This window comes from Ruoffia halotolerans (assembly GCF_014049385.1).
Taxonomy (GTDB): Bacteria; Bacillota; Bacilli; order Lactobacillales; family Aerococcaceae; genus Ruoffia; species Ruoffia halotolerans.
This window is the reverse complement of record NZ_JACAOA010000030.1, coordinates 1-21031: the sequence shown is the minus strand read 5'-3', so window position 1 is coordinate 21031 and position 21031 is coordinate 1. Positions and strand designations below refer to the sequence as shown.

18 protein-coding genes, 1 riboswitch and 1 other annotated feature are annotated in these 21031 nt (G+C 35.3%); of the genes, 11 read left to right on the top strand and 7 right to left on the bottom strand.

Annotated elements, in window-relative coordinates; all coding sequences use genetic code 11:
* Window positions 1-184: 184 nt before the first annotated feature.
* Complete coding sequence (locus HW423_RS09375; RefSeq protein ID WP_218931653.1) at window positions 185-694, top strand: CsbD family protein; 510 nt, start codon at window positions 185-187, stop codon at window positions 692-694.
* A gap of 65 nt (window positions 695-759) precedes the next feature.
* Here the strand turns inward: HW423_RS09375 and HW423_RS09370 are convergent, their stop codons facing one another.
* Window positions 760-1560, bottom strand: coding sequence for a hypothetical protein (locus HW423_RS09370; protein WP_218931652.1), 801 nt, complete (start codon window positions 1558-1560; stop codon window positions 760-762).
* 292 nt (window positions 1561-1852) lie between these two features.
* A riboswitch (SMK box riboswitch) is annotated at window positions 1853-1943 on the top strand.
* Between HW423_RS09370 and metK the strand changes: the two genes are divergently transcribed.
* Window positions 1941-3122, top strand: coding sequence for a methionine adenosyltransferase (gene metK / locus HW423_RS09365; protein WP_218931651.1), 1182 nt, complete (start codon window positions 1941-1943; stop codon window positions 3120-3122). (Overlaps the previous riboswitch by 3 nt.)
* Window positions 3123-3182: 60 nt before the next feature.
* Here metK and HW423_RS09360 read toward each other — a convergent pair whose 3' ends face one another.
* The 6 genes from HW423_RS09360 to HW423_RS09335 form a co-directional block, all read right to left on the bottom strand.
* Entirely contained in the window at window positions 3183-3545 is a 363-nt protein-coding gene (locus tag HW423_RS09360; protein ID WP_218931650.1) for an FMN-binding protein, read from the bottom strand.
* Window positions 3520-3801 (bottom strand): FMN-binding protein, encoded by a 282-nt coding sequence (locus HW423_RS09355; RefSeq protein ID WP_218931649.1) that lies wholly within the window; start codon window positions 3799-3801, stop codon window positions 3520-3522. The genes HW423_RS09360 and HW423_RS09355 overlap by 26 nt, the downstream gene beginning before the upstream one ends.
* Window positions 3802-3849: 48 nt before the next feature.
* Window positions 3850-4140, bottom strand: a complete 291-nt coding sequence (locus tag HW423_RS09350; protein WP_218931648.1) for a ferredoxin reductase domain-containing protein — start codon at window positions 4138-4140, stop codon at window positions 3850-3852.
* A gap of 83 nt (window positions 4141-4223) precedes the next feature.
* Complete coding sequence (locus tag HW423_RS09345; RefSeq protein ID WP_218931647.1) at window positions 4224-4586, bottom strand: ferredoxin reductase domain-containing protein; 363 nt, start codon at window positions 4584-4586, stop codon at window positions 4224-4226.
* Window positions 4577-5020 carry a hypothetical protein gene (locus tag HW423_RS09340; protein ID WP_218931646.1) on the bottom strand — a complete coding sequence of 148 codons (444 nt, stop codon included), beginning with the start codon at window positions 5018-5020 and terminating at the stop codon, window positions 4577-4579. Before HW423_RS09340 ends, HW423_RS09345 begins: the two co-directional genes overlap by 10 nt.
* Before the next feature lie 273 nt (window positions 5021-5293).
* Window positions 5294-5866 (bottom strand): tRNA (mnm(5)s(2)U34)-methyltransferase, encoded by a 573-nt coding sequence (locus HW423_RS09335; RefSeq protein WP_218931645.1) that lies wholly within the window; start codon window positions 5864-5866, stop codon window positions 5294-5296.
* Between the two features lie 148 nt (window positions 5867-6014).
* Between HW423_RS09335 and HW423_RS09330 the strand changes: the two genes are divergently transcribed.
* From HW423_RS09330 to pheT, 9 genes are all read left to right on the top strand, one after another.
* Entirely contained in the window at window positions 6015-7625 is a 1611-nt protein-coding gene (locus HW423_RS09330) for a LysM peptidoglycan-binding domain-containing protein (RefSeq protein WP_328803162.1), read from the top strand.
* 35 nt (window positions 7626-7660) lie between these two features.
* Window positions 7661-7866, top strand: a binding site (T-box leader).
* A gap of 144 nt (window positions 7867-8010) precedes the next feature.
* Window positions 8011-10428: a leucine--tRNA ligase gene (gene leuS, locus HW423_RS09325; protein WP_218931644.1), complete on the top strand. Its 2418-nt coding sequence runs from the start codon at window positions 8011-8013 to the stop codon at window positions 10426-10428.
* 18 nt (window positions 10429-10446) lie between these two features.
* On the top strand, window positions 10447-13347 hold the full coding sequence (locus HW423_RS09320) for a polysaccharide biosynthesis protein (RefSeq protein WP_218931643.1): 2901 nt from the start codon (window positions 10447-10449) through the stop codon (window positions 13345-13347).
* Entirely contained in the window at window positions 13347-14072 is a 726-nt protein-coding gene (locus tag HW423_RS09315; protein WP_218931642.1) for a pseudouridine synthase, read from the top strand. The genes HW423_RS09320 and HW423_RS09315 overlap by 1 nt, the downstream gene beginning before the upstream one ends.
* A 175-nt stretch (window positions 14073-14247) precedes the next feature.
* Window positions 14248-15660: a dipeptidase PepV gene (gene pepV / locus HW423_RS09310; RefSeq protein ID WP_218931641.1), complete on the top strand. Its 1413-nt coding sequence runs from the start codon at window positions 14248-14250 to the stop codon at window positions 15658-15660.
* A 1-nt stretch (window position 15661) separates the two neighbouring features.
* Window positions 15662-16441, top strand: a complete 780-nt coding sequence (locus HW423_RS09305) for a TrmH family RNA methyltransferase (protein ID WP_218931640.1) — start codon at window positions 15662-15664, stop codon at window positions 16439-16441.
* A gap of 109 nt (window positions 16442-16550) precedes the next feature.
* Window positions 16551-17069, top strand: coding sequence for an HD domain-containing protein (locus HW423_RS09300; RefSeq protein WP_235956444.1), 519 nt, complete (start codon window positions 16551-16553; stop codon window positions 17067-17069).
* Window positions 17070-17397: 328 nt separating this feature from the next.
* Complete coding sequence (gene pheS, locus HW423_RS09295) at window positions 17398-18465, top strand: phenylalanine--tRNA ligase subunit alpha (RefSeq protein WP_218931639.1); 1068 nt, start codon at window positions 17398-17400, stop codon at window positions 18463-18465.
* A 1-nt stretch (window position 18466) separates the two neighbouring features.
* A complete protein-coding gene (pheT, locus tag HW423_RS09290) occupies window positions 18467-20887 on the top strand; it encodes a phenylalanine--tRNA ligase subunit beta (RefSeq protein ID WP_218931638.1) in 2421 nt (806 codons plus the stop codon).
* Window positions 20888-21031: the final 144 nt, after the last annotated feature.

The following is a 21031-nucleotide window of genomic DNA, read 5'->3' as shown; positions in this document are numbered from 1 at the left end:
AATTACATATTATATATATATCTATTATGGTTCTTTATTTTTTGAGTTGTTGTTACTATCATAGTAGAAATTGTGCAGTATGTTAAAGAAGATCAATTTTTATATTTTTGGAAGCGGTATTATTGCTTAAAATCGTTTAATTTGCTATATTAAAATTATAAACAAATTAAATGGAGGTAACGATATGTCTGATACATGGAAAAACTTAGAAGGTCAAAAAGACGAAATTGTTGGAAAAGTTAAAGAAGTGTTTGGTAAAGCAACTGATGATGCTGAAACTCAAGCAAAAGGTATTGCTCAACAAGTTGAAGGAGAAGCAAAACAAGCCGTTGCATCAGGCCGAGGTCATGTTGATGAGATTCGTGAAAACTACAAAGATCGAGCGGATTCAGCTGTCGAAGATGTAAAACGTCAAGTAGCTGAAACTCGTGAGAGTGTTCATACATCAGCTGATGAGAATTTGAAAGAAGCGATTGACGAAGGAAAGCAATTAAAAGAAGAAGCTGCGCGTAAAGCTGAAGAATTACGTCAAAACGCAATTGCTGAAGGTGAGGAACAACGTGAAGAAGCTCGTAAAAAGTCTACTAAAGCTTATAAAGAAGCAGAGGAAATTGAGGCTCGTGTAAATCAAACAATTGATGAAGCAGCTGAGAGTCGCGAAGAAAGCGAAAAAGAAAACAACAATACTCTATAAAATCTAAACAAAAAGAACGAATAAAATGACTAAAGTTTTCCTTTTATCATTTCATTCGTTCTTTTTTAATACAATTGACTCAAACTGTATAATAATGTGAATATTAAGGTTACTGCATGTATATAATTCATTTTGTTTTGAGTTTGTTTTTCATGTTGCGTTTTAACAAGTAATGGTAACATCGTTATGGCGCTTAGTAAAACAAATAGAATTTGAACAATATAATAAGATGAAGAAGGTAGTGAGAAGTAGAATCCACTTAATAATGCAAGGGCGCAAACTACTATACTAATAACAGGGAATCGTTGAAAAACGGTTATTTGTTTGTTATTAATAATGATACTCTTCAAATTAAATACTTCTAAGTTTAAAACAATAAACATTAATACGATTGGAATGGTATTGATTAAAAATGTTTGTGTTACTGCAAATGTTTGTGAATTATACGCGATGACATTCATCATGAACCCATTAAAGAATACTGATAATAAATAGTGATAGATTGTACCTGTCATCTTAAATGGCATATACTGCACATGAATGAATACAATATAAAAGACGAGCAGTACACTGATAATCCAGTGTGAGTTAAACATAAAGATAATAGAACTAATTAACAATACACCTTCAAGTATATACAATAAGACATTAGGTGCTACTTCTGCGGTTTGTTTGTCGATTCGTAAATATAGGAAATGATCAATAAATTGACCAAACACGACAATTAGAATCAACAGTAACACTGAATGCCACCGAACAGATTCAGTATGGCTTGCTCCTAGAATTAATCCAAATAGTATGGATGCTAGTGGAGAAACGAATATTTTAACGTATGGATTTTGTAAAAAACGAGTTATTAACTTCATTGACTATACCTTTCATCTAAAAAATTCGATAGCTTAGCTATCATTATTTTATTATTACATATTTGTCTGATATTCTTTTCCTAAACATAGAGAATAAATATCAAGTCATCTTTACTTCATTGAATTGACCCATTGAGTTTTTCAGTCTTAGTCACTATTGTGAAGATGAATTATCTTTATACATTCTATCATTAATTTCGCATCTATGCGAAAAATATTGGTACCAATTGAAGCAATTATTCAGAATCTTATACTTATAGTGTGAAAGGCAATGGTTGTGTGATATAATTGCATTCGTTACAAATCAAAAGTCCCGATAGGGTTCACTTGTACTAGAGTGAATATGCCTTGTAACCAAATAATATAGTGGGGGAGACATTATGAAAGAAAGAAAATTATTTACATCAGAGTCTGTAACTGAAGGACATCCAGATAAGATTGCTGACCAAATTAGTGATGCGATTTTAGATGCGATTTTAGCTCAAGATCCTAACGCACGTGTTGCTTGTGAGACAGCAGTTAATACAGGTTTGGTTTTAGTTTTTGGAGAAATTACTACAACAGCTTACGTTGATATTCAACAAATTGTTCGTAAGAAAATTGCTGAGATTGGGTATATTAACTTTAAGTATGGTTTCGACGCTGATAATGTCGCAGTGTTAGTATCGCTTGATGAACAATCACCTGATATTGCGATGGGAGTAGACGATGCTTTAGAAACGAGAGATGAAGAAGAGCAAAGTTTAATTGGAGCCGGAGATCAAGGAATTATGTTCGGTTTTGCAACTAACGAAACAGAAGAATATATGCCTTTACCTATTTCATTAAGTCATAAATTAGCGCAACAATTAGCAAGAGTTAGAAAAGAAGAAATCTTACCTTATTTAGGCCCAGATGGAAAAACACAAGTGACTGTTGAATTTAATGAAGATAATACGATTAAACGGATTGATAATTTAGTTATTAGTACACAACATAGTAATGATGTGGAACTTGATCAAGTAAGAGAAGATGTTATAGAGCATGTCATTAAACCAGTGGTTAATAGAGAGTGGTTAGATGAAGAAACGACCTACTTTATTAACCCAACAGGTAAATTCGTAATTGGTGGACCCGTTGGAGATTCTGGTTTAACGGGTCGTAAAATCATAGTAGATACTTACGGAGGATCTGCTCACCACGGTGGGGGAGCTTTCTCTGGAAAAGACGCGACAAAAGTCGATCGTTCAGCAAGTTATGCTGCACGTTATGTCGCTAAAAATCTTGTAGCAGCTGGAGTTGCAAGTAAAGTTGAGCTTCAATTAGCTTATGCAATTGGGGTAAGTGAACCGACGTCAATTTCATTAAATACTTTTGGTACAAGTAGTTACTCTGATGATGTCATCATTAAGATAATTCGTGATACATTTGACTTATCACCTTCGGGTATTATTTCAATGTTAGATCTTAGACGTCCAATTTATGCAGAAACAGCTGCGTATGGGCATTTTGGACGAACTGATTTAGATTTACCTTGGGAACAATTAGATAAAGTTGATTTAATCCAATCACAATTAAACTAGATAATATAAAAATCCCTTTAGTAAAGCTGTCAAAAAAGCTTTCTAAAAGGGGTTTTTTTATTAATTTTGAGACAGGGCGTCTTTTACAGCTTCGAGAATTGCTTCAGATGTGAAAGTAGCACCAGAAACTGTCTCTACATCTAATGAATTAATATCGTTGATTTGATTTGGTACTTGTTCGAAGGCTTGATCAGAAAGGCCATTCGTTTCCAGACGAGAAACTACATTAATGTCGGTTATTTCTTCACTTTCTACTGTGATATCGATGGTCATAAGACCATTGTCTCCCTCTGATGTTCCAGTATAGGTGCCGTCAGGAAAATCTTTGAGAGCGATACCTTCAGAACTTTCACTCGATTCCTCTGCCAAAGCATTATTGACAGCATTGATAATTGTTTCAGATGTAAAGGTGCTCCAAAACAATCTCAACATCTGTTGAATTTGATTCTATGATTTGTTCGGGAACTTGTTCGAAATCAGGATCTGAGATGCTATCTGTCTCACTATGTGCAGTGACATCAATTTGACTTACTTCCCCATTCTCTACTATTACATTCAGTGTTAACTGATTATTATGACCTTCAGCAGAGCCGGTGAAAGTATCATCTGATACTTCCGCAGTGTCAACTTGATTACTTTCCTTTTCGCCACTATTAAAAATAAATTCATCTGTAAACAATAAAGTCGTCAGTAGCCAAACAAGAATGGATAGAAAAATAATAGGTGACTAGAAACCAAATTCATTAAGATAAATATGGTCATCAGGAAGATTCTGTTTATCTAATAAAGTTTTTGATACATTTAATATTGGCGGTGGTCCACAGACAAAAAATTTGGCAGATTGATAAAGTGAACTTACAGCAAGTTCTTCTAAGTATTTATGCGTGATAAAGCCATGAGGAAAGCCTTCAACTTCTTCATTTGAAAAGATAATATCATAAAAAAAATTTGGATTCGCTGCTTTCATGGCTTTAAATTCATAAATCATAAACATATCTTCTTCAAGCGCTAAGCCCATACCAGATGAAATCTACGGTTTGAGTTCTTTTCATGTTCGTGACGTAAGATACTCAAATTGGATTTTAAACTAATTCCACCCGCTTATAAGACAAAAGGATCTTTAGATTCTTGCACTTCATTTGGGAAGAAATTTCCGTAAAGCCCTTCCAAAGTAGCCACACCTCCGATATTGACATTTTGTAAAGATCCAGTCCAATCTCCAGCTTTTTTTATCATAAACTCAAATGAATTCGAATATTCAGATGTTTTTGGACTCGATGCTGAGAAAGGGTGTCCTTCGGTTGTGATGTCAGCACCTTTTATACGGATGAAGAAATAACCTCCTGGTACATATGATTTAAGCGAACCATTTTTCGGTTCAAATTCTAATACCCTTAATGAAGGTATTCCTTGTTTAATATTTTTTAATTCAAATTTTGGTGCGAAAGAGAATTTTAAATCCAAATAACCAAATAACCTAATATAGCAACTGTATAGATAGTCAGCAGTGTCATAAAAAGCATGTTTTCATTTAGAAATGGGAGTAAGAATAAGTGAAAGTATATTGCAATAATTACTACAATAGAAAGTCTATGAAGCCATAAGCTCAATCCATGATTATAGACTGACTCTTTCAATTTTCGTAATAGTGGAATTCGATCAGTAAATATACCCGAAAGGGAGAATATACCACTAAATATGACGATAATTAATGAGAAGACAGCGAGGAAACCTGTTTGAGAAACGGTTGACATCTCAGTAATCCAACGGAAGCTATTCCAATGGATAATAATATGAATAATACCCATAATCGAAAGAACAACGCCCGTTAATGAGTTAATTTCATACATTTCAGGGATGGTAAAGTGTTTTTCTATAAATCGTTGTCGTGATCCCATGAAGGTTACTGTTAACATTATGGTGTAGGCAAGTAAACCTGCAAAATAGGAAATTAACTATAAAACTGACTTTGAAACACTTTGGGTAAGGATAGGCCAAGTAAGGTTGCAAACATGACAAGTGAAATATCTGGGATTAACAAGTCATAAAAGATATTTATATAAATAGTTTAACTCTTTTGCTAATGTATTAAAAATTACATTATAAAATTATGCATTTTTAAAGGGGTTACAATATTTTAAATAAAAAATAACTAAAAAAGAAAGAATAAATTATCTTATTCTTTCAATAATTAAGAGCATTGGGGGATGATTTATTTGATTGATAAATTGATACGCCAATACTTGATATTCTTCTTGCGGAAGTTTTTCTAATTTTTCAAATAATTTTGTTTTTTCAGTCATACCATTGTCATGACCAGAATATATAACGAGGATAATTTGTCCGTGAAGAGCCAAATTATTCAATATATCCTGAATCGCTTTCAAAGTACTTGGAAACTCTGTCGTTACATTATGATCGCCACCTGGAAGATACCCTAAATTAAAAATAGCTCCTTGGACAAGATTGTCATCAATATAATCAGAAACATTGTCATGAGAATCTAAAATAAATTTATACGATGCCTTTGTAAAATGATCTAATGATTCTACTCTTTTTTTTGAATTTTGAATGGCTATTGCTTGAATATCGAAGCCAATAAGAGAACCCGTAAAATCTTTTAACGATAATAAAAAGGCACTGTCATGGCCATTCCCAAGGGTTGCATCGATGAATAATCCTTGGGGATTTTTTTGAACCTGTTGTTTTAAGAGTTGATGACTGTATTGTAAAGCGTTGTACATTTTATATTCCTCCTCTGTTACATTCATGTTACATATATTAAAACTAAAATAAAAGACTTGAAATGTGAACTTTTAATGAATTAAATTAGATATAATAGACGAAGATTATAATATATTATTATATAGTTTGATAGTGGAGGGTAATTAAGTGAAGAGTAGACATGAAATAATGAAAGCCAAGGCAAAATTAGTAAAACAAAATAAAGCTAAAAAGGCAATGAAACATATCAATGCTGGATTAGTGCTTATGGCTGCAGGTGCTGTCTTAAGTCATGTGTCAGCGAATGACGCTGTTGTTGTACAAGCACAATCAAGTAGTCGTGTTAGCCAATCAGATTTTTTAGGATTAATTACGGATTACGCAAAACAAATTGCTGCTGAAAATGACTTGTACGCATCAGTAATGATTGCCCAAGCCGCTTTAGAATCAGGATGGGGTAATAGTACTTTATCAAAAGCACCTAACTACAATTTATTTGGAATTAAAGGTGAATATAACGGAAATTCTGTTGTAAAAGATACATTAGAAGACGATGGATCGGGTGAGTATTATCAAATCAAAGATTCTTTCCGTCGTTACGATAACTATGGTGAGTCTTTAACAGACTACGCGTCGTTATTAACAGGTGATAACGATGTAAATAACTGGCGTTATAACTTCTATTCAGGTGTACGATACAGCAATACGAACTCGTATCAAGATGCAACGGCTCATTTAACTGGGCGTTATGCAACAGATACTCGTTACGGAGACAAATTAAACCGTATCATCGCTGAAAATAATTTAACACAATATGATTTAGCAAGTTCAGATAAACCAGTAAGCGTCGTTCCTTCTACACCAGAAACTAATACAGGTTCTAACGAAGCAGGTTCAATTGCAGGAACCTATACAGTTAAAGCAGGAGATGGTTTCTGGGGGATTGCACGTCGTTTTGGAACGACAGTTGATGCCCTTAAAGCTGCGAACGGTACAACTAGTAATTTAATTCATCCAGGTCAAGTCATTAAATTACCTGGTAACTCAACAATTATTGAAAAACCAAGTACACCACCAACAAACTCGGATAACACTTCGGAAAACACTGAAGCAATTACAAGTGTGGGTGGGTCATATACAATTAAACGTGGCGATGGCTTATACGCGATTGCTCGTAAACATGGTATGACGTTGAACCAACTTAAATCATTAAATGGATTTTCAAGTAACTTAATCCATCCAGGTCAAGTATTAAAAGTAAGTGGAGCAACTCAAGGAAACACTGAGTCTTTAAATAATGTGGCACCGGCTACAGATTCGACAAATACTAAACCAACTGAACCTACTAACAATGATGCTTCAGCTAATACATCTGGTTCTTACTCTGTTAAGGCTGGCGACGGTCTATACCGTATCGCAGTAAACCATGGTATGTCATTAAATCAATTGAAAGCATTAAACGGCTTATCAAGCAATTTAATCCATCCGGGACAAGTATTAAAAGTTTCAGGTGCTACACCAAGTGCACCAACTTCTACAGTTGAAACTAACGTAGAAGCACAACCAACTGTTGTTGATGTGGATAATACCCCAACAACAATTGCTGAACCTGAAGCGGCACCAAATATTGAAGCTCCAACAAACTCTTCATATACAGTAGCAGCTGGAGATACTTTATACAGTATTGCAACTCGTAATGGTTTAGATGTTAATGAATTAATAGAAAAGAATAACGGTACAACAACAATCTTTATTGGACAAACAATTGGATTGAACTAATTCAGTTAGTTTGATATAATTCAAAAAGAATTTATACAAAACTTTACTTAGAAATAGTAAATAAAGTCATTGTTTAGAGAGCTTATGGTTGGTGAAAATAAGTCAATCGCTTTGTTGAACTCGTCTAATTAGGTGCTTACTTGAAAGTAATGATAGAGTAAGACGTGTTGACCGCGTTAAGGTACTTAAGATGACTTTTTTGTCATAAACATAGGTGGTACCGCGGTCACTCGCCCTATATTATTTAGTGAATATGCTAGATAATATAGGGTATTTTTATTTTTGAGAGAATTTGGTTTTAAATAGATTAAAACAGTGCAATTTTCACTTTTTATTGTAAATATTGTATAATGAAAAAGAATTTATAGATTATTGGAGGAAGAAAATGAGTTATCAACATCGTATCATTGAAAAGAAATGGCAAGAATATTGGGACAAGAATGAAACATTCAAAACAAAAAATCGTGGTATCAATCATCCTAAATATTATGCGTTAGATATGTTCCCATATCCATCAGGACAAGGCTTACACGTTGGGCATCCTGAAGGGTATACAGCGACGGATGTGATTGCTCGTATGAAGCGTGCTCAAGGATTTGATGTTCTACATCCAATGGGATGGGATGCTTTTGGTTTGCCAGCAGAACAATATGCTTTAGATACAGGGAATAACCCTGCTGATTTTACAGAACACAATATCCACACATTTAAACGTCAAATCAAATCACTTGGTTTTAGTTACGATTGGGACCGCGAGATTAATACAACGGATCCAAATTATTATAAATGGACACAATGGATTTTCACAAAATTATTTGAAAAAGGTTTGGCTTATCAAGATGATGTGATGGTTAACTGGTGTCCGGCATTAGGAACTGTATTAGCGAATGAAGAAGTAATTGATGGTGTTTCTGAGCGTGGGGGACATCCTGTTTATAGACGCCCAATGAAACAATGGGTTTTAAAAATTACTGAATATGCTGAAAGATTAATTGAAGATTTAGATGAAGTTAACTGGCCAGACAGTGTGAAAGAAATGCAAAAACATTGGGTTGGTAAATCTGAAGGTGCTATGATTAAATTCCAAGTTGCAGATTCAGATAAAGTCATCGAATCATATACTACGCGACCTGATACGTTATTTGGGACTTCTTATGTTGTATTAGCACCGGAGTTAGATATTGTAAATGACTTAATGACTCCAGACCAAGAAGAAGCAGTCCGTGCATATATTAGTGAAGTTGAAACTAAGAGTGAATTAGAACGAACATCATTAAATAAAGACAAGACAGGTGTATTTACAGGGTCATATGTGATTAACCCAGCAACAAAACAAGAAATTCCAATTTGGATTGCTGATTACGTGATTGCTTCCTATGGTACGGGTGCGGTTATGGGTTCAGCAGCTCATGATGAACGTGACTTTGCATTCGCCACTAAATATGATCTACCTATTGTACCAGTGATTGAAGGGCCAGAAAAAGAAGTGCCATATTATGGCGAAGGACCACACATCAACTCTGAATTCTTAGATGGATTAAACATAGAAGATGCAATTCAAAAGATGAATACTTGGTTAGAAGAGAATGATTTCGGTGAACGACAAATTAATTATCGTTTACGTGATTGGGTATTCTCTCGTCAACGTTATTGGGGAGAGCCGATTCCATTGATTCATTGGGAAGATGGGACAACAACAGTTGTTCCTGAAGATCAGCTACCAGTTACTTTACCAGTAACAGACAAAATTCAACCAAGCGGAACTGGAGAATCACCATTAGCAAACATTGAAGAGTGGGTTAACGTTACAGATCCAGAAACAGGAATGAAAGGCCGTCGTGAAACAAATACAATGCCACAATGGGCAGGTAGTTCATGGTACTTCCTACGCTTTATGGATCCTCACAATGAAGACGCATTGGTTTCTCAAGAAGCCTTAGAAAAATGGGGAAATGTTGATTTATATATTGGTGGAGCAGAGCACGCAGTACTTCATTTACTATATGCTCGCTTCTGGCATAAATTTCTTTATGACATCGGTGTTGTTCCAACGAAAGAACCATTCCAAAAATTATTTAACCAAGGTATGATTCTAGGTGAGAACAATGAAAAAATGTCTAAATCAAAAGGTAATGTTGTTAATCCAGATGATGTAGTGAATGAATATGGAGCAGATACATTACGTGTTTACGAAATGTTCATGGGACCGTTAGATGCTTCAATTGCTTGGAGCGAGAATGGATTAGAAGGTAGCCGTCGTTTCTTAGATCGTGTATGGCGTCTGGTAATTAACGAAGATACTTTAGCATTGGCAGATAGTGTCAAAGAGTCAGATAGTAAAGAATTAGAAAAAGTTTATCACCAAACAGTTAAAAAAGTGACAGAAGATTATGAACAATTACATTTTAATACAGCAATCTCACAAATGATGATTTTCTTAAATGAAGCTAAAGATGCGGATGTTTTACCAATTCAATTTGCTGAAGGTTTTGTAAAATTACTTGCACCATTAGCACCACACTTAGCAGAAGAGATTTGGGAAAAACTAGGTCATACTGAAAGTATTTCAGAAGAAGCTTGGCCTACGTTTGTTGAAGAATTAACGGTGGATGACCAAGTAGAAATTGTTATTCAAGTGATGGGTAAATTAGTTACAAGATTAGATATTGATATTAATCTAGATAAAGAAGTAGTTGAGGAATTAGCTTTAAGTCAAGAGGCTGTACAAGAAGCCATAAAAGGGAAAACAATCCGTAAAGTAATTGTTGTACCGAATCGTTTGGTGAACATAGTAGCAAACTAGTTTAAAGGAGGAAGTGCTTTGAGTAAACAGCACAATGATCGAGATAATTCGAATGATTTATCTAATCAACAACCTTATAATAGAGACGAATTTCAGACCATAGAGTTTACCGAAGAAGAAAAAAATATCCTTCGTCGGCCGAATCGACAGCCAATCGATGGAGATTATTTTGCTCAAACTGAAATGACTAAGGAAGAATTAGAGAATCTAAATCGACCCGTAAGAGATGAAGATTTTGATGGAGTAAGGACATCTGAAGCTGAACCATCATCTAGCACACCGACTGGGAATGAATTTCGTTATAAGCCCTTGCGTGAACGAAATAGAGAAAAAGAAATGTTGGAAAAGCAAAAAGAACAACAAGAAAAGCAAAAACCTAAAGAGAGAAAAAAAATATTTGGTGATGTTTTTAAACCAACATTTGAAGAACGCTATGATCTAACAGAATTGGAAGATATTACAGATTATAATCAATTCCAAGAAAGTGAAAAAAGATTATCAGAAGACAAAGAAAAGAAAGATTCTGTATTTAAAAAACTTTTCTCCCGTAAGACAGAAGACCGTTCTGAAGTTGAAGGTAAGAATTACTCGGATTCAATTGAAACTGACAATTTTAAAGTTAAAGAACTAGAAAAGAGTGAGACTGGACTTTTCAGTTCTGTGAAAAACTTATTCTCTTCTTCTGATGAAATTAATAAATCAGACCAAGAACAAGAAGAAGCAGAACAAGATGCGAAAGATAATCTTGAATTCGAAGAATCAGTGAATCAAACCGATTGGTTAAATCAAGATGATTATACGGAGGAATTAGCTACAGAAGAGGAACTGACTCCTGATTACAGCGACTTAGATGAGGAAGAATCAATTGATACTGAACTAGTTGATGAAGAAGATCAAGAAGTTTATCCGGCAGAAAGTGGTATCGAAGCTAGCTATCAACCAGAAGATGGTGAATCTGACGAAGACTTAGAAAGTCTCGATGAAGATGACGCAATGAGTAGCACTGAATTAGAAGGGGGCGAGTCTCAATTCGAAACATCTTTCGAATTTGAAGACGAAATCACTGAATCAGACTTTGACGAAGAAGTAAACAGCAGAACAGACTCTGAATCTGATATCGACGAACAATTTAAAGATAAAGACCTCACTGACGAAGAATTAGATCAATTAAGTGAGAAGATTAGCCAAGATACAGATATCATTGAAAACCCCATTCTAACGGATCGAGTGTTAAATGAATATTACTCTCAAAACGATACGGTCATTGAGGAACGACTCGAAGCGGAATCGGATGAAGAAGATGAGAAGTCAGGGATTACAAGTGGTGCTTCTTGGTTAACCATTGGTAATGTTCTCTCTCGTGTCATTGGAGCGCTTTATGTCATTCCATGGGCAACATGGTTAGGAGCAGAATATACGCAAGCCAACGTACTATATAGTGCGGGTTACAAGCCATATTCATTAATGCTTGCAATAGCGACGGCTGGTTTCCCAAGTTCAATTGCAAAACAAATGGCTTATTATCACTCTTTAAAAGAGTATAAAACAGCTGATAAGCTCTTCAAAAACAGTATAATTATTATGTTGTTAACCGGGGTAATATCAGGCGGATTGTTATTCTTAATCGCGCCAATATTAGCAGAAAATACTTCGACAACCAATGTTGAAGGAGCGACGATGGTTATTCGTTCATTATCACCGGCACTATTAATTCTTCCGGCAATGAGCTTACTCCGTGGTTATTTCCAAGGATTTAATGACATGAAACCAACCGCTATTTCTCAGATTATTGAACAATTTGCTCGTGTTGGATACTTATTAGCAGCTACTTACGCCATTATGATGATTTATAGTGGTGAAGTAACTCAAGCTGTTGTTCATTCAACATTTGCGGCCTTTATTGGAGCTTTAGGAGCACTATTGTACTTAATATTTGAATATATTAGACGCTTACCAGTAGCTAAACGCTTAATTGCTAAATCGGCAAACAATGTGAACTTAGACTTTAAAGAAAGTATCAAAATTATGGTTGTCGATAGTATTCCATTTATCTTATTAGGATCAGGAATTATTATCGCTCAGTTAATTGATACATATACTTTCGGACAAATTTTAGAATCAACGTCAGCCTTATTATTCACTGAGATTGAAGAACTCTATGGGGTTCTAAGTTTAGATGTGGATAAACTTGTGATGATTATTATTTCATTAGCAGTTGCCTTGGCTTCTTCTTTAGTACCCGTTATTTCGAAGAAATTTGCACAAAGAAACATTGCAGGTACGAGTGAATTAGTTGAACATATTACGGTATTATTCAGTATCGTTATGATTCCAGCAGCATTAGGAATGGCATCAATTGCTAATAATATTTACTATTTATTCTATCCAAATGGATCAGAAGCAGGGCCAGGACTTTTAATTACAGCCTCAATTTCTAGTATCGTACTAGGGGCTTATACGGTGTTCTCGACAATCTTACAATCGATGAATTATCGTCGCTTAGCGGTACGTTTCCTATTAATTGGACTTGTAGTTAAAGCAATTTTACAATTCCCATTTGTTGCTTTATTTGAAGCACATGGTGCGTTAGTTTCAACGGCTATTGGTTTCCTATTTTCAACTGTATTGATGTGGATCAAGTTGAGTCGTGAATTAGACTTTAATTACCGTAGATTGAATAGCAGTATTATTAAGATACTCATTGCTTCGGCATTAATGACAGTTTCAGCAGCTATGTGGAATCAATCATTAAACCTTCTGTTCGGTCCGGTCGGACGCGGATTAACTTTCCTTAAAATCGGCATTGTCATCATTATGGCAGTACTTGTTTATGGAAGTGTTCTCGGTATTACGAACATGTTATCAGTCTTAATTGGTAATCGATTTAAAGATATTCAAGATAAAATGAGGTTAATGTAATGCGATTAGATAAATTATTAAGTCATGCAGGATATGGCTCACGAAAAGATGTTAAAAAAATTATTGTGAGTGGTTCAATAACTGTAAATGATAAAGTAATCAAAAAAGTGGGACACAATGTGGATCCTGAAACAGATACAATTCAATACATGAACGAACCTGTTTTGTATCAAGAATATTACTATGTCATGTTAAATAAACCAGATGGGATTATTAGCGCGACAGAAGATAGAGAATATGAAACGGTGATTGATTGGGTTGAATTAGACTTTGGTCATGCGCAACTCTTTCCAGTTGGAAGATTGGATATAGATACAACTGGTTTCCTTCTTTTGACGAATAACGGACAATTAGCACATCAATTACTTTCACCCAAGAAGAAAGTGAAGAAGCGTTATGAAGCTCTAATTGAAGGCGTGGTGACAGAAGAAGATATTCAAAAGTTTGAAAAAGGACTTGATTTGGGTGATTTTATTACTCAGTCAGCGAATTTAGAAATACTGGAAGTACACGCTGAAATTTCCCAAACATTAATTCATGTGGAGATTACTGAAGGTAAATTCCATCAAGTAAAGCGTATGTTTGAAGCGGTGGGCAAGGAAGTTATCCAATTGCACCGTATTTCTATGGGCCCTTTAAAGCTTGACCCCGAGTTAGCTCTTGGTGACTATCGAGAATTAACAGAAGCTGAGATGGATCTATTAGTTCCATACGGCTTAGAGTAGTTTATCGAAGGTTAATGAATAAGAAATTGCATGTTTAAAAAACAATTCTTATATTCATTAACCTTTTTATTATGGAATGAAAAAAGTACATTGTGAATAAGTTATTTAACTTTTTGCAACAAGAGATTAGTGATAGAATAGTAATAATGAAATTAGTGAAGGAGCATTATTAATAATGAAAAATATAAATTGGTTACAAGAAGTAGAATCACGTCAAGACGTCTTACTTAAAGATTTATTTCGAATTCTGGAAGTAGAATCAGTCAGAGAAGATGACTTAGCGACAGAAGAAGCACCTGTGGGACCAGGTCCGAAACGTGCTTTAGAAGAGTTTCTTGCGATGGCCAACGAAGACGGTTTTGAAACTGAACAATTTGGACCTTGGGCAGGTCACGTGAAAGTGGGCGAAGGAGACGAGCTCTTAGGTGTACTAGGACACGTGGATGTTGTGCCTGTAGGGACTGGTTGGGATACGGATCCATTTAAACCAGAGATTATTAATAATCGTATTTACGCTCGTGGTTCAAGTGATGATAAAGGTCCAACAGTGGCAGCTTACTTTGCAGTAAAATTATTACGAGAACTAGGTGTAAAATTCAACAAACGCATTCACTTAATTGTTGGAACAGATGAAGAAAGTGGATGGCAATGTATGGATTATTACTTCCAACATGCGCCGATGCCAGATTTAGGCTTCTCACCAGATGCGACTTTCCCAATTATTAATGGTGAAAAAGGAAATGTATCAGCCATCTTTGATTTAAAATTAGGTGAAACACTCGAAGCAGACAATCATTTAGTTAAATTAACAGCCGGCTTACGTGCGAATATGGTACCACAAGATGCCACAGCAATTATTCAAACGAATGATGTTGCTAACCTATCCAAAGCATTCCAAGAGTTTATTGATGAACATGATGCTTTATCTGGGGACAGCAGTATTGAAGGAAATCAATTAACATTAAACTTAGTAGGTAAAGCAGCCCACGGTTCAACACCTGAAAAAGGTGTGAACGCTGGAACTCATTTATCGAAGTTTTTAGAAAACTACGCATTTGATTCAAAAGGTGCTCAAGATACAATTCAGTTATTAGCGCGTGAATTATTTGAAGGCTTCGATGGAAGTAAGATCGGCGTGAATTATACGCATGAATTCATGGGCGATGTATCAATGAATGTTGGTATCATTGATTTTAATGACGTACAAGGTGCTAATATTGACGCGAACTTCCGTTATCCAAAAGGAACAAACCCAGAAACAATTCAAGAACAAATTAATACGCATCTATTAGCCTATGATGCGACAGTGACAATGTCTGATTCAAAAGAACCTCATTATGTCCCAGGTGATGATCCATTAGTTCAAACACTTCTTGATGTATATGAAAGACAAACAGGTGAAAAAGGTGTTGAACAAACGATCGGTGGAGGAACTTACGCTCGCTTAATGCCTAGAGGTGTTGCATATGGTGCCTTATTCCCAGATTCAATAGATACAATGCACCAAGCAAACGAATTTATTGCTTTAGAAGATTTATTCAGAGCGACGGCAATTTACACTGAAGCAATCTATGAGTTAACACGTTAATATGTTAGAGAAAGAAATTATCCGCTCGAAGCAAAACGCACAAGTTAAAGCTTGGAAGAAGTTACTTACAAGCAAAGGGCGTAAGAAAAGTCAAAGTTTTTTGATTGAAGGTACCCATCTAGCATTAGAAGCAATTGAATGGAAAGTTCCAGTAAAGCAGTGGATTATGACAGAAGCCTATTATCAACAGAATAGTCAGGCATTAAGTCTCTCATCAGAAACACCTATTACGATGATTGATGGCGATATCGCCAAAGAACTATCTGCTACTCAAACACCGCAAGGCGTTTTTGCTGAAGTTGAAGCGACAGGAAAGCAATCTGAATTGGTCAAAGGGACACGCTATTTACTAGTAGATAAGGTGCAAGATCCTGGTAATTTAGGAACAATGATTCGTACCGCAGATGCGGCAGGTTGTGATGCGATAATTATAGGAGAAGGATCTGTAGATATCTATAATGAGAAAGTCATCCGTTCAACCCAAGGCTCATTATGGCATTTACCTGTCATTGAAATGCCTTTACCTCAAGCGATTGAAGAATTAAAAGCTATGGGGGTAAAAGTATTAACTACTGCCTTAAATAAAGAGGCCATCTCTTATAAAGAGACAGATCAAACAATGCCTGTAGCGATTGTAGTAGGTAATGAGGGGCAAGGTGTAAGTGAAGAAATTCAAGCGATCAGTGATCAATTAATCTTCATTCCCATGCTAGGCAATGCAGAGTCATTAAATGTAGGTGTAGCAACTGGAATTTTATTATTCCATTATATTAAAATGTAATTATTACAGTTATGTTTCATGAACTTTATGTAATATTAATATTATTTTCATACTTTATTTGAATTATTGTTGTATAATAAATGCAATCACAATATTTGGAGGAATATATTTGACTTTAAAATGGCAAAAAGATCCGGAATATTTAGCTCTCGTGGAGGATTTATTAGATCACGAGTTGGTTCAAAAATTAGAAATGTACAAGCATCACCATGTAACTAACCGCTTATTACATTCATTATCGGTTTCTTACCGTAGTTACCGTTGGGCTAAACGACTAAAATTGAATACAAAAGCTATTGCAAGAGCTGGACTATTGCATGATTTATTTTTCTACGATTGCGAAACAAAGCATGAAGTAGGAGGAAAAGGTCATAATTTCGAACATCCACGTATTGCATTAGAGAACGCAAAAAAACTTACAGAGTTATCTGAGTTAGAATGCGACATTATATTGAAGCATATGGCTGGAGCAACACGCGACGTGCCTAAATATGCTGAAAGTTGGATTGTTACTTTAATGGATAAACACAGTTGTATTGCAGAATTAACGACCGGAGCATTTAGCTTCATTTATCGTCATACTGTCAAAGCCATGGACATAGCATACAATCCAAATCAAATGAATTAATCAGTTTGACTTTAATATAAAGACTTACTATAATAAGATAATGAATTATTAAACACATAGAAGAAACTAGTAAGAACCGCCATCGACAGGGATATTTAGCATCGACTGAAACTAAATAACATAAGTCGGTTTCCTACGTTCAATTTCGGAGTGGATCTGTAAAGAATTCTTATTAGAATTTGAAAAAGATACCTTAAGCCTAGGTTACCGGCGTAAGAGCTTAGTTAATTAATTATTATTCAACTAAGAATTAGGGTGGTACCACGGTAGCGCGTCCCTTTTTTGGGGCGTGCTTTTTTTATGTATTTATTTAAAAAAGGAGAAAAACATGACATCAACTATTGAACAATTAAAGTCATCAATTGAAGCTTTAGCACAAGATGCTGCTAAAAAAATTCAAGCGAGTGACTCAACTAATGCACTTCAATCAATTCGAGTAAAATTTACTGGAAAAAAAGGAGAATTAACTCAATATACGAAAGAAATGCGCCACTTATCTAATGAAGAAAAGCCAGAATTAGGTAAAGCGATACAAAATTTCCATACAATTTTCAATGAAGCCTTTGAGAAACAAACAGAGCTCATTAAAGCAAAAGAGTTAGAACAGCAATTAGCTAATGAAACGATTGATGTGACATTACCAGGGTATTCTCAACCATACGGCACACGTCATATCTTAACGCAAACTTTAGAAGAAATTGAAGATTTCTTTTTAGGGATGGGTTATCAAGTTGTCGAAGGTCCCGAAGTGGAATTAGACTCTTATAACTTTGAACGTATGAACTTACCAAAGAATCATCCAGCGCGTGATATGCAAGATACATTTTATGTAGATGATGAAGTACTTTTACGTACACATACGTCACCAGTACAAGCACGTACAATGGAAGTCCATAATTTTGAAGAAGACGGCCCATTAAAAATGATCAGTCCAGGTAAAGTGTTCCGCCGTGATAGTGATGATGCAACGCATTCACATCAATTCCAACAAGTGGAAGGCTTAGTGATTGCTGAAGATATCACCTTGGCTGATTTAAAAGGAACATTATTACTATTAGTTCAAAGATTATTTGGTGAAGAACGTGAAATCCGTCTTCGTCCAAGTTTCTTCCCTTTTACAGAACCATCAGTAGAGGTTGATGTGAGCTGCTTTAAGTGTGGTGGAGAAGGATGTTCTGTATGTAAACAAACAGGCTGGATTGAAATTTTAGGTGCTGGGATTGTTCACCCACGCGTTCTAGAATTGTCAGGAATTGATGTTGAGAAATATAGTGGCTTTGCGTTTGGTTTAGGAATTGAACGTGTCGCAATGCTTAAATATAACATCGACGATATTCGTCATTTCTATCAAAATGATTTAAGATTCTTAAAACAATTTAAAGGAGGTCAAAATTAATATGTTAATTTCACTAGAATGGTTAAGTGACTTCCTAGACCTATCAGATATTACAGGCTTAGAATTAGCTGAACGTATGTCAAGAACAGGAATTGAAGTTGAATCCGTTGAAAATATTGGTAAAGATTTAAATAATATTGTTGTCGGTGAGGTTGTAGAACTTGCGCCACATCAAGATAGTGATCACTTAAATGTGGCACAAGTTAATGTGGGTAGCAGTGATTTAAGTCAAATCGTCTGTGGTGCTCCAAACATTAAACAAGGTCAAAAAGTGATTGTTGCCTTACCAGGCGCAGTATTGCCTGGCGGAATGGAAATATTAGAAAGTACATTACGCGGTGTGGACTCAAATGGTATGATTTGTTCTTTACAAGAGCTTGGCTTTAGTGACAGTGTTGTTGCTAAAGAATATGCCAAAGGGATCTTTATCTTACCTGAAGATGCCCCAGTAGGCGAAGACATTGTGTCATATATGAAATTAGATGACGATATTATTGAATTAGATATTACACCTAACCGTGCCGATGCTTTAAGTATGTATGGAACAGCTTACGAAGTGGGAGCAATTTATAATCAAAAACCACAATTTAATTTAATTGAAGAGCGTGACTTTGCAAAAGATTCTAAATTGGGACAAGTTCAAATTGAAGTTGAAAGTCCAGAATTATCAAATGCGTATCAAATCCGTTTAATTGAGGACGTTGAAGTAAAAGCGAGCCCACTATGGGTTCAACTCCGTTTAATGAAAGCTGGAATACGTCCGGTAAATAATATTGTTGATACAACAAATTACTTCTTATTATTATATGGACAGCCTATGCATGCATTTGACTTTGATCAATTAGAGTCAAAAACACTTAAAGTAAAGTCAGCAGCTGAAGGAGATAGTTTAACAACTCTTGACGGTGTTGAAAGAACATTAGAACCAACAGATACAGTCATTGCATCTGGAGACCAACCTATTGCTTTAGCAGGTGTGATGGGTGGTTTGGATACGGAAGTGACGAACAACACTAAGAATGTCTTATTAGAGACAGCTGTATTTGATTCACAACGAGTTCGTTCGACATCTAAGAAATTTGCTTTACGTTCTGAATCAAGTGCTCGCTTTGAAAAAGGAATCAACGTAAGTAAATTAAATGAGTCAGGCGAACAAGCTGCTTTATTAATGGCTCAATTATCAGGTGGACAGATCGTTGATGGTGTTAAAGAGTTTAACCAACTCAATACAGATAATTTTCAAATTAGCGTTCACAATAACTCTCCAGAGAAGAAATTAGGTATTACTTTAACGAAAGAAGACATCATTAAAATTATCGATCGTTTAGGCTTTGAAGTTGAGTTTAATGAAGAAGAGTTTATTGTGGATGTGCCAGCAAGACGTTGGGATATTTCAATTGAAGCGGATATCTTAGAAGAGATTGCTCGTATCTATGGTTATGATAATATTCCAACAACATTACCAACAACACCGAGTCAACCAGGCCGTTTAACTCAAAAACAACAATTAATTCGTAAAACACGAACTGTAACGGAAGGCTTAGGCTTAAACCAAGCGATTACTTATGTCTTAACATCTAAAGAACATGCTAGTTTATTAAAATCTGACGAGCATTCATTAGTAGAGTTAGAATTACCAATGAGTGAAGAACGTACGGTTCTAAGACAAAGTATGTTCCCAGCTTTAATGGAAATCGCACAATATAACCAAGCACGTCAAAATAAAGATTTAGCTTTTTATGAAACAGGACGTGTTTTCTTCGGACAAGGTACACATGTTCAACCGAAAGAAGAAGAACGATTAGCGATTTTACTTTCTGGAGAGTATAAAGGATCTCAATGGTATGAAAGTAAAAAGAATTATGATTTCTACGTACTAAAAGGGATGTTAGAAACATACTTTGAAAGCTTACGAATTGCTTCACAAATTGAATTTAAATCAACATCAGAGATTGATGTGATGCATCCAGGTAGAACGGCGATTATTTCATTAGCGGGTGAAGATATCGGATTTATGGGACAAATTCATCCATTAGTGGCTGAAGAATTTGATTTAAATCAAGGGACATTCTTCGCTGAGATTGAATTAGATAAATTAGTTGCTTACCCAACAGCTGATTTAGTTCAAACTCCAATTGCTAAATACCCATCAACGTCACGTGACTTAGCTTTATTAGTTGACGATACACTATTGCATCATGAATTAAATTCAACGATTGCAGAAAATGGAGGTCAGTATTTAGTTTCGATTGAGTTATTTGACCGTTATGTTGGAGAGAACATTCCAGAAGGTAAGCAATCATTGGCTTATCATATGACTTTCCAAAACCCGAATGAAACATTGAAAGACGAAGATATCGAAAAAGTAATGACTAACATTACAGATGCTCTGAAAGATATAGAAGGTTTAGAAATTAGATAATGTGACAAAACAGCACTTATTTTGTAGTGCCCCCCTGAATCCGGACATGGATTTAGGGGGTTTTTAGATGGAAAAAGAATATAATAAAGAGCTAAGATTGACGGTAGTTAAAGAAAATGAAGCAGGTGTTTCACACAAGAGGTT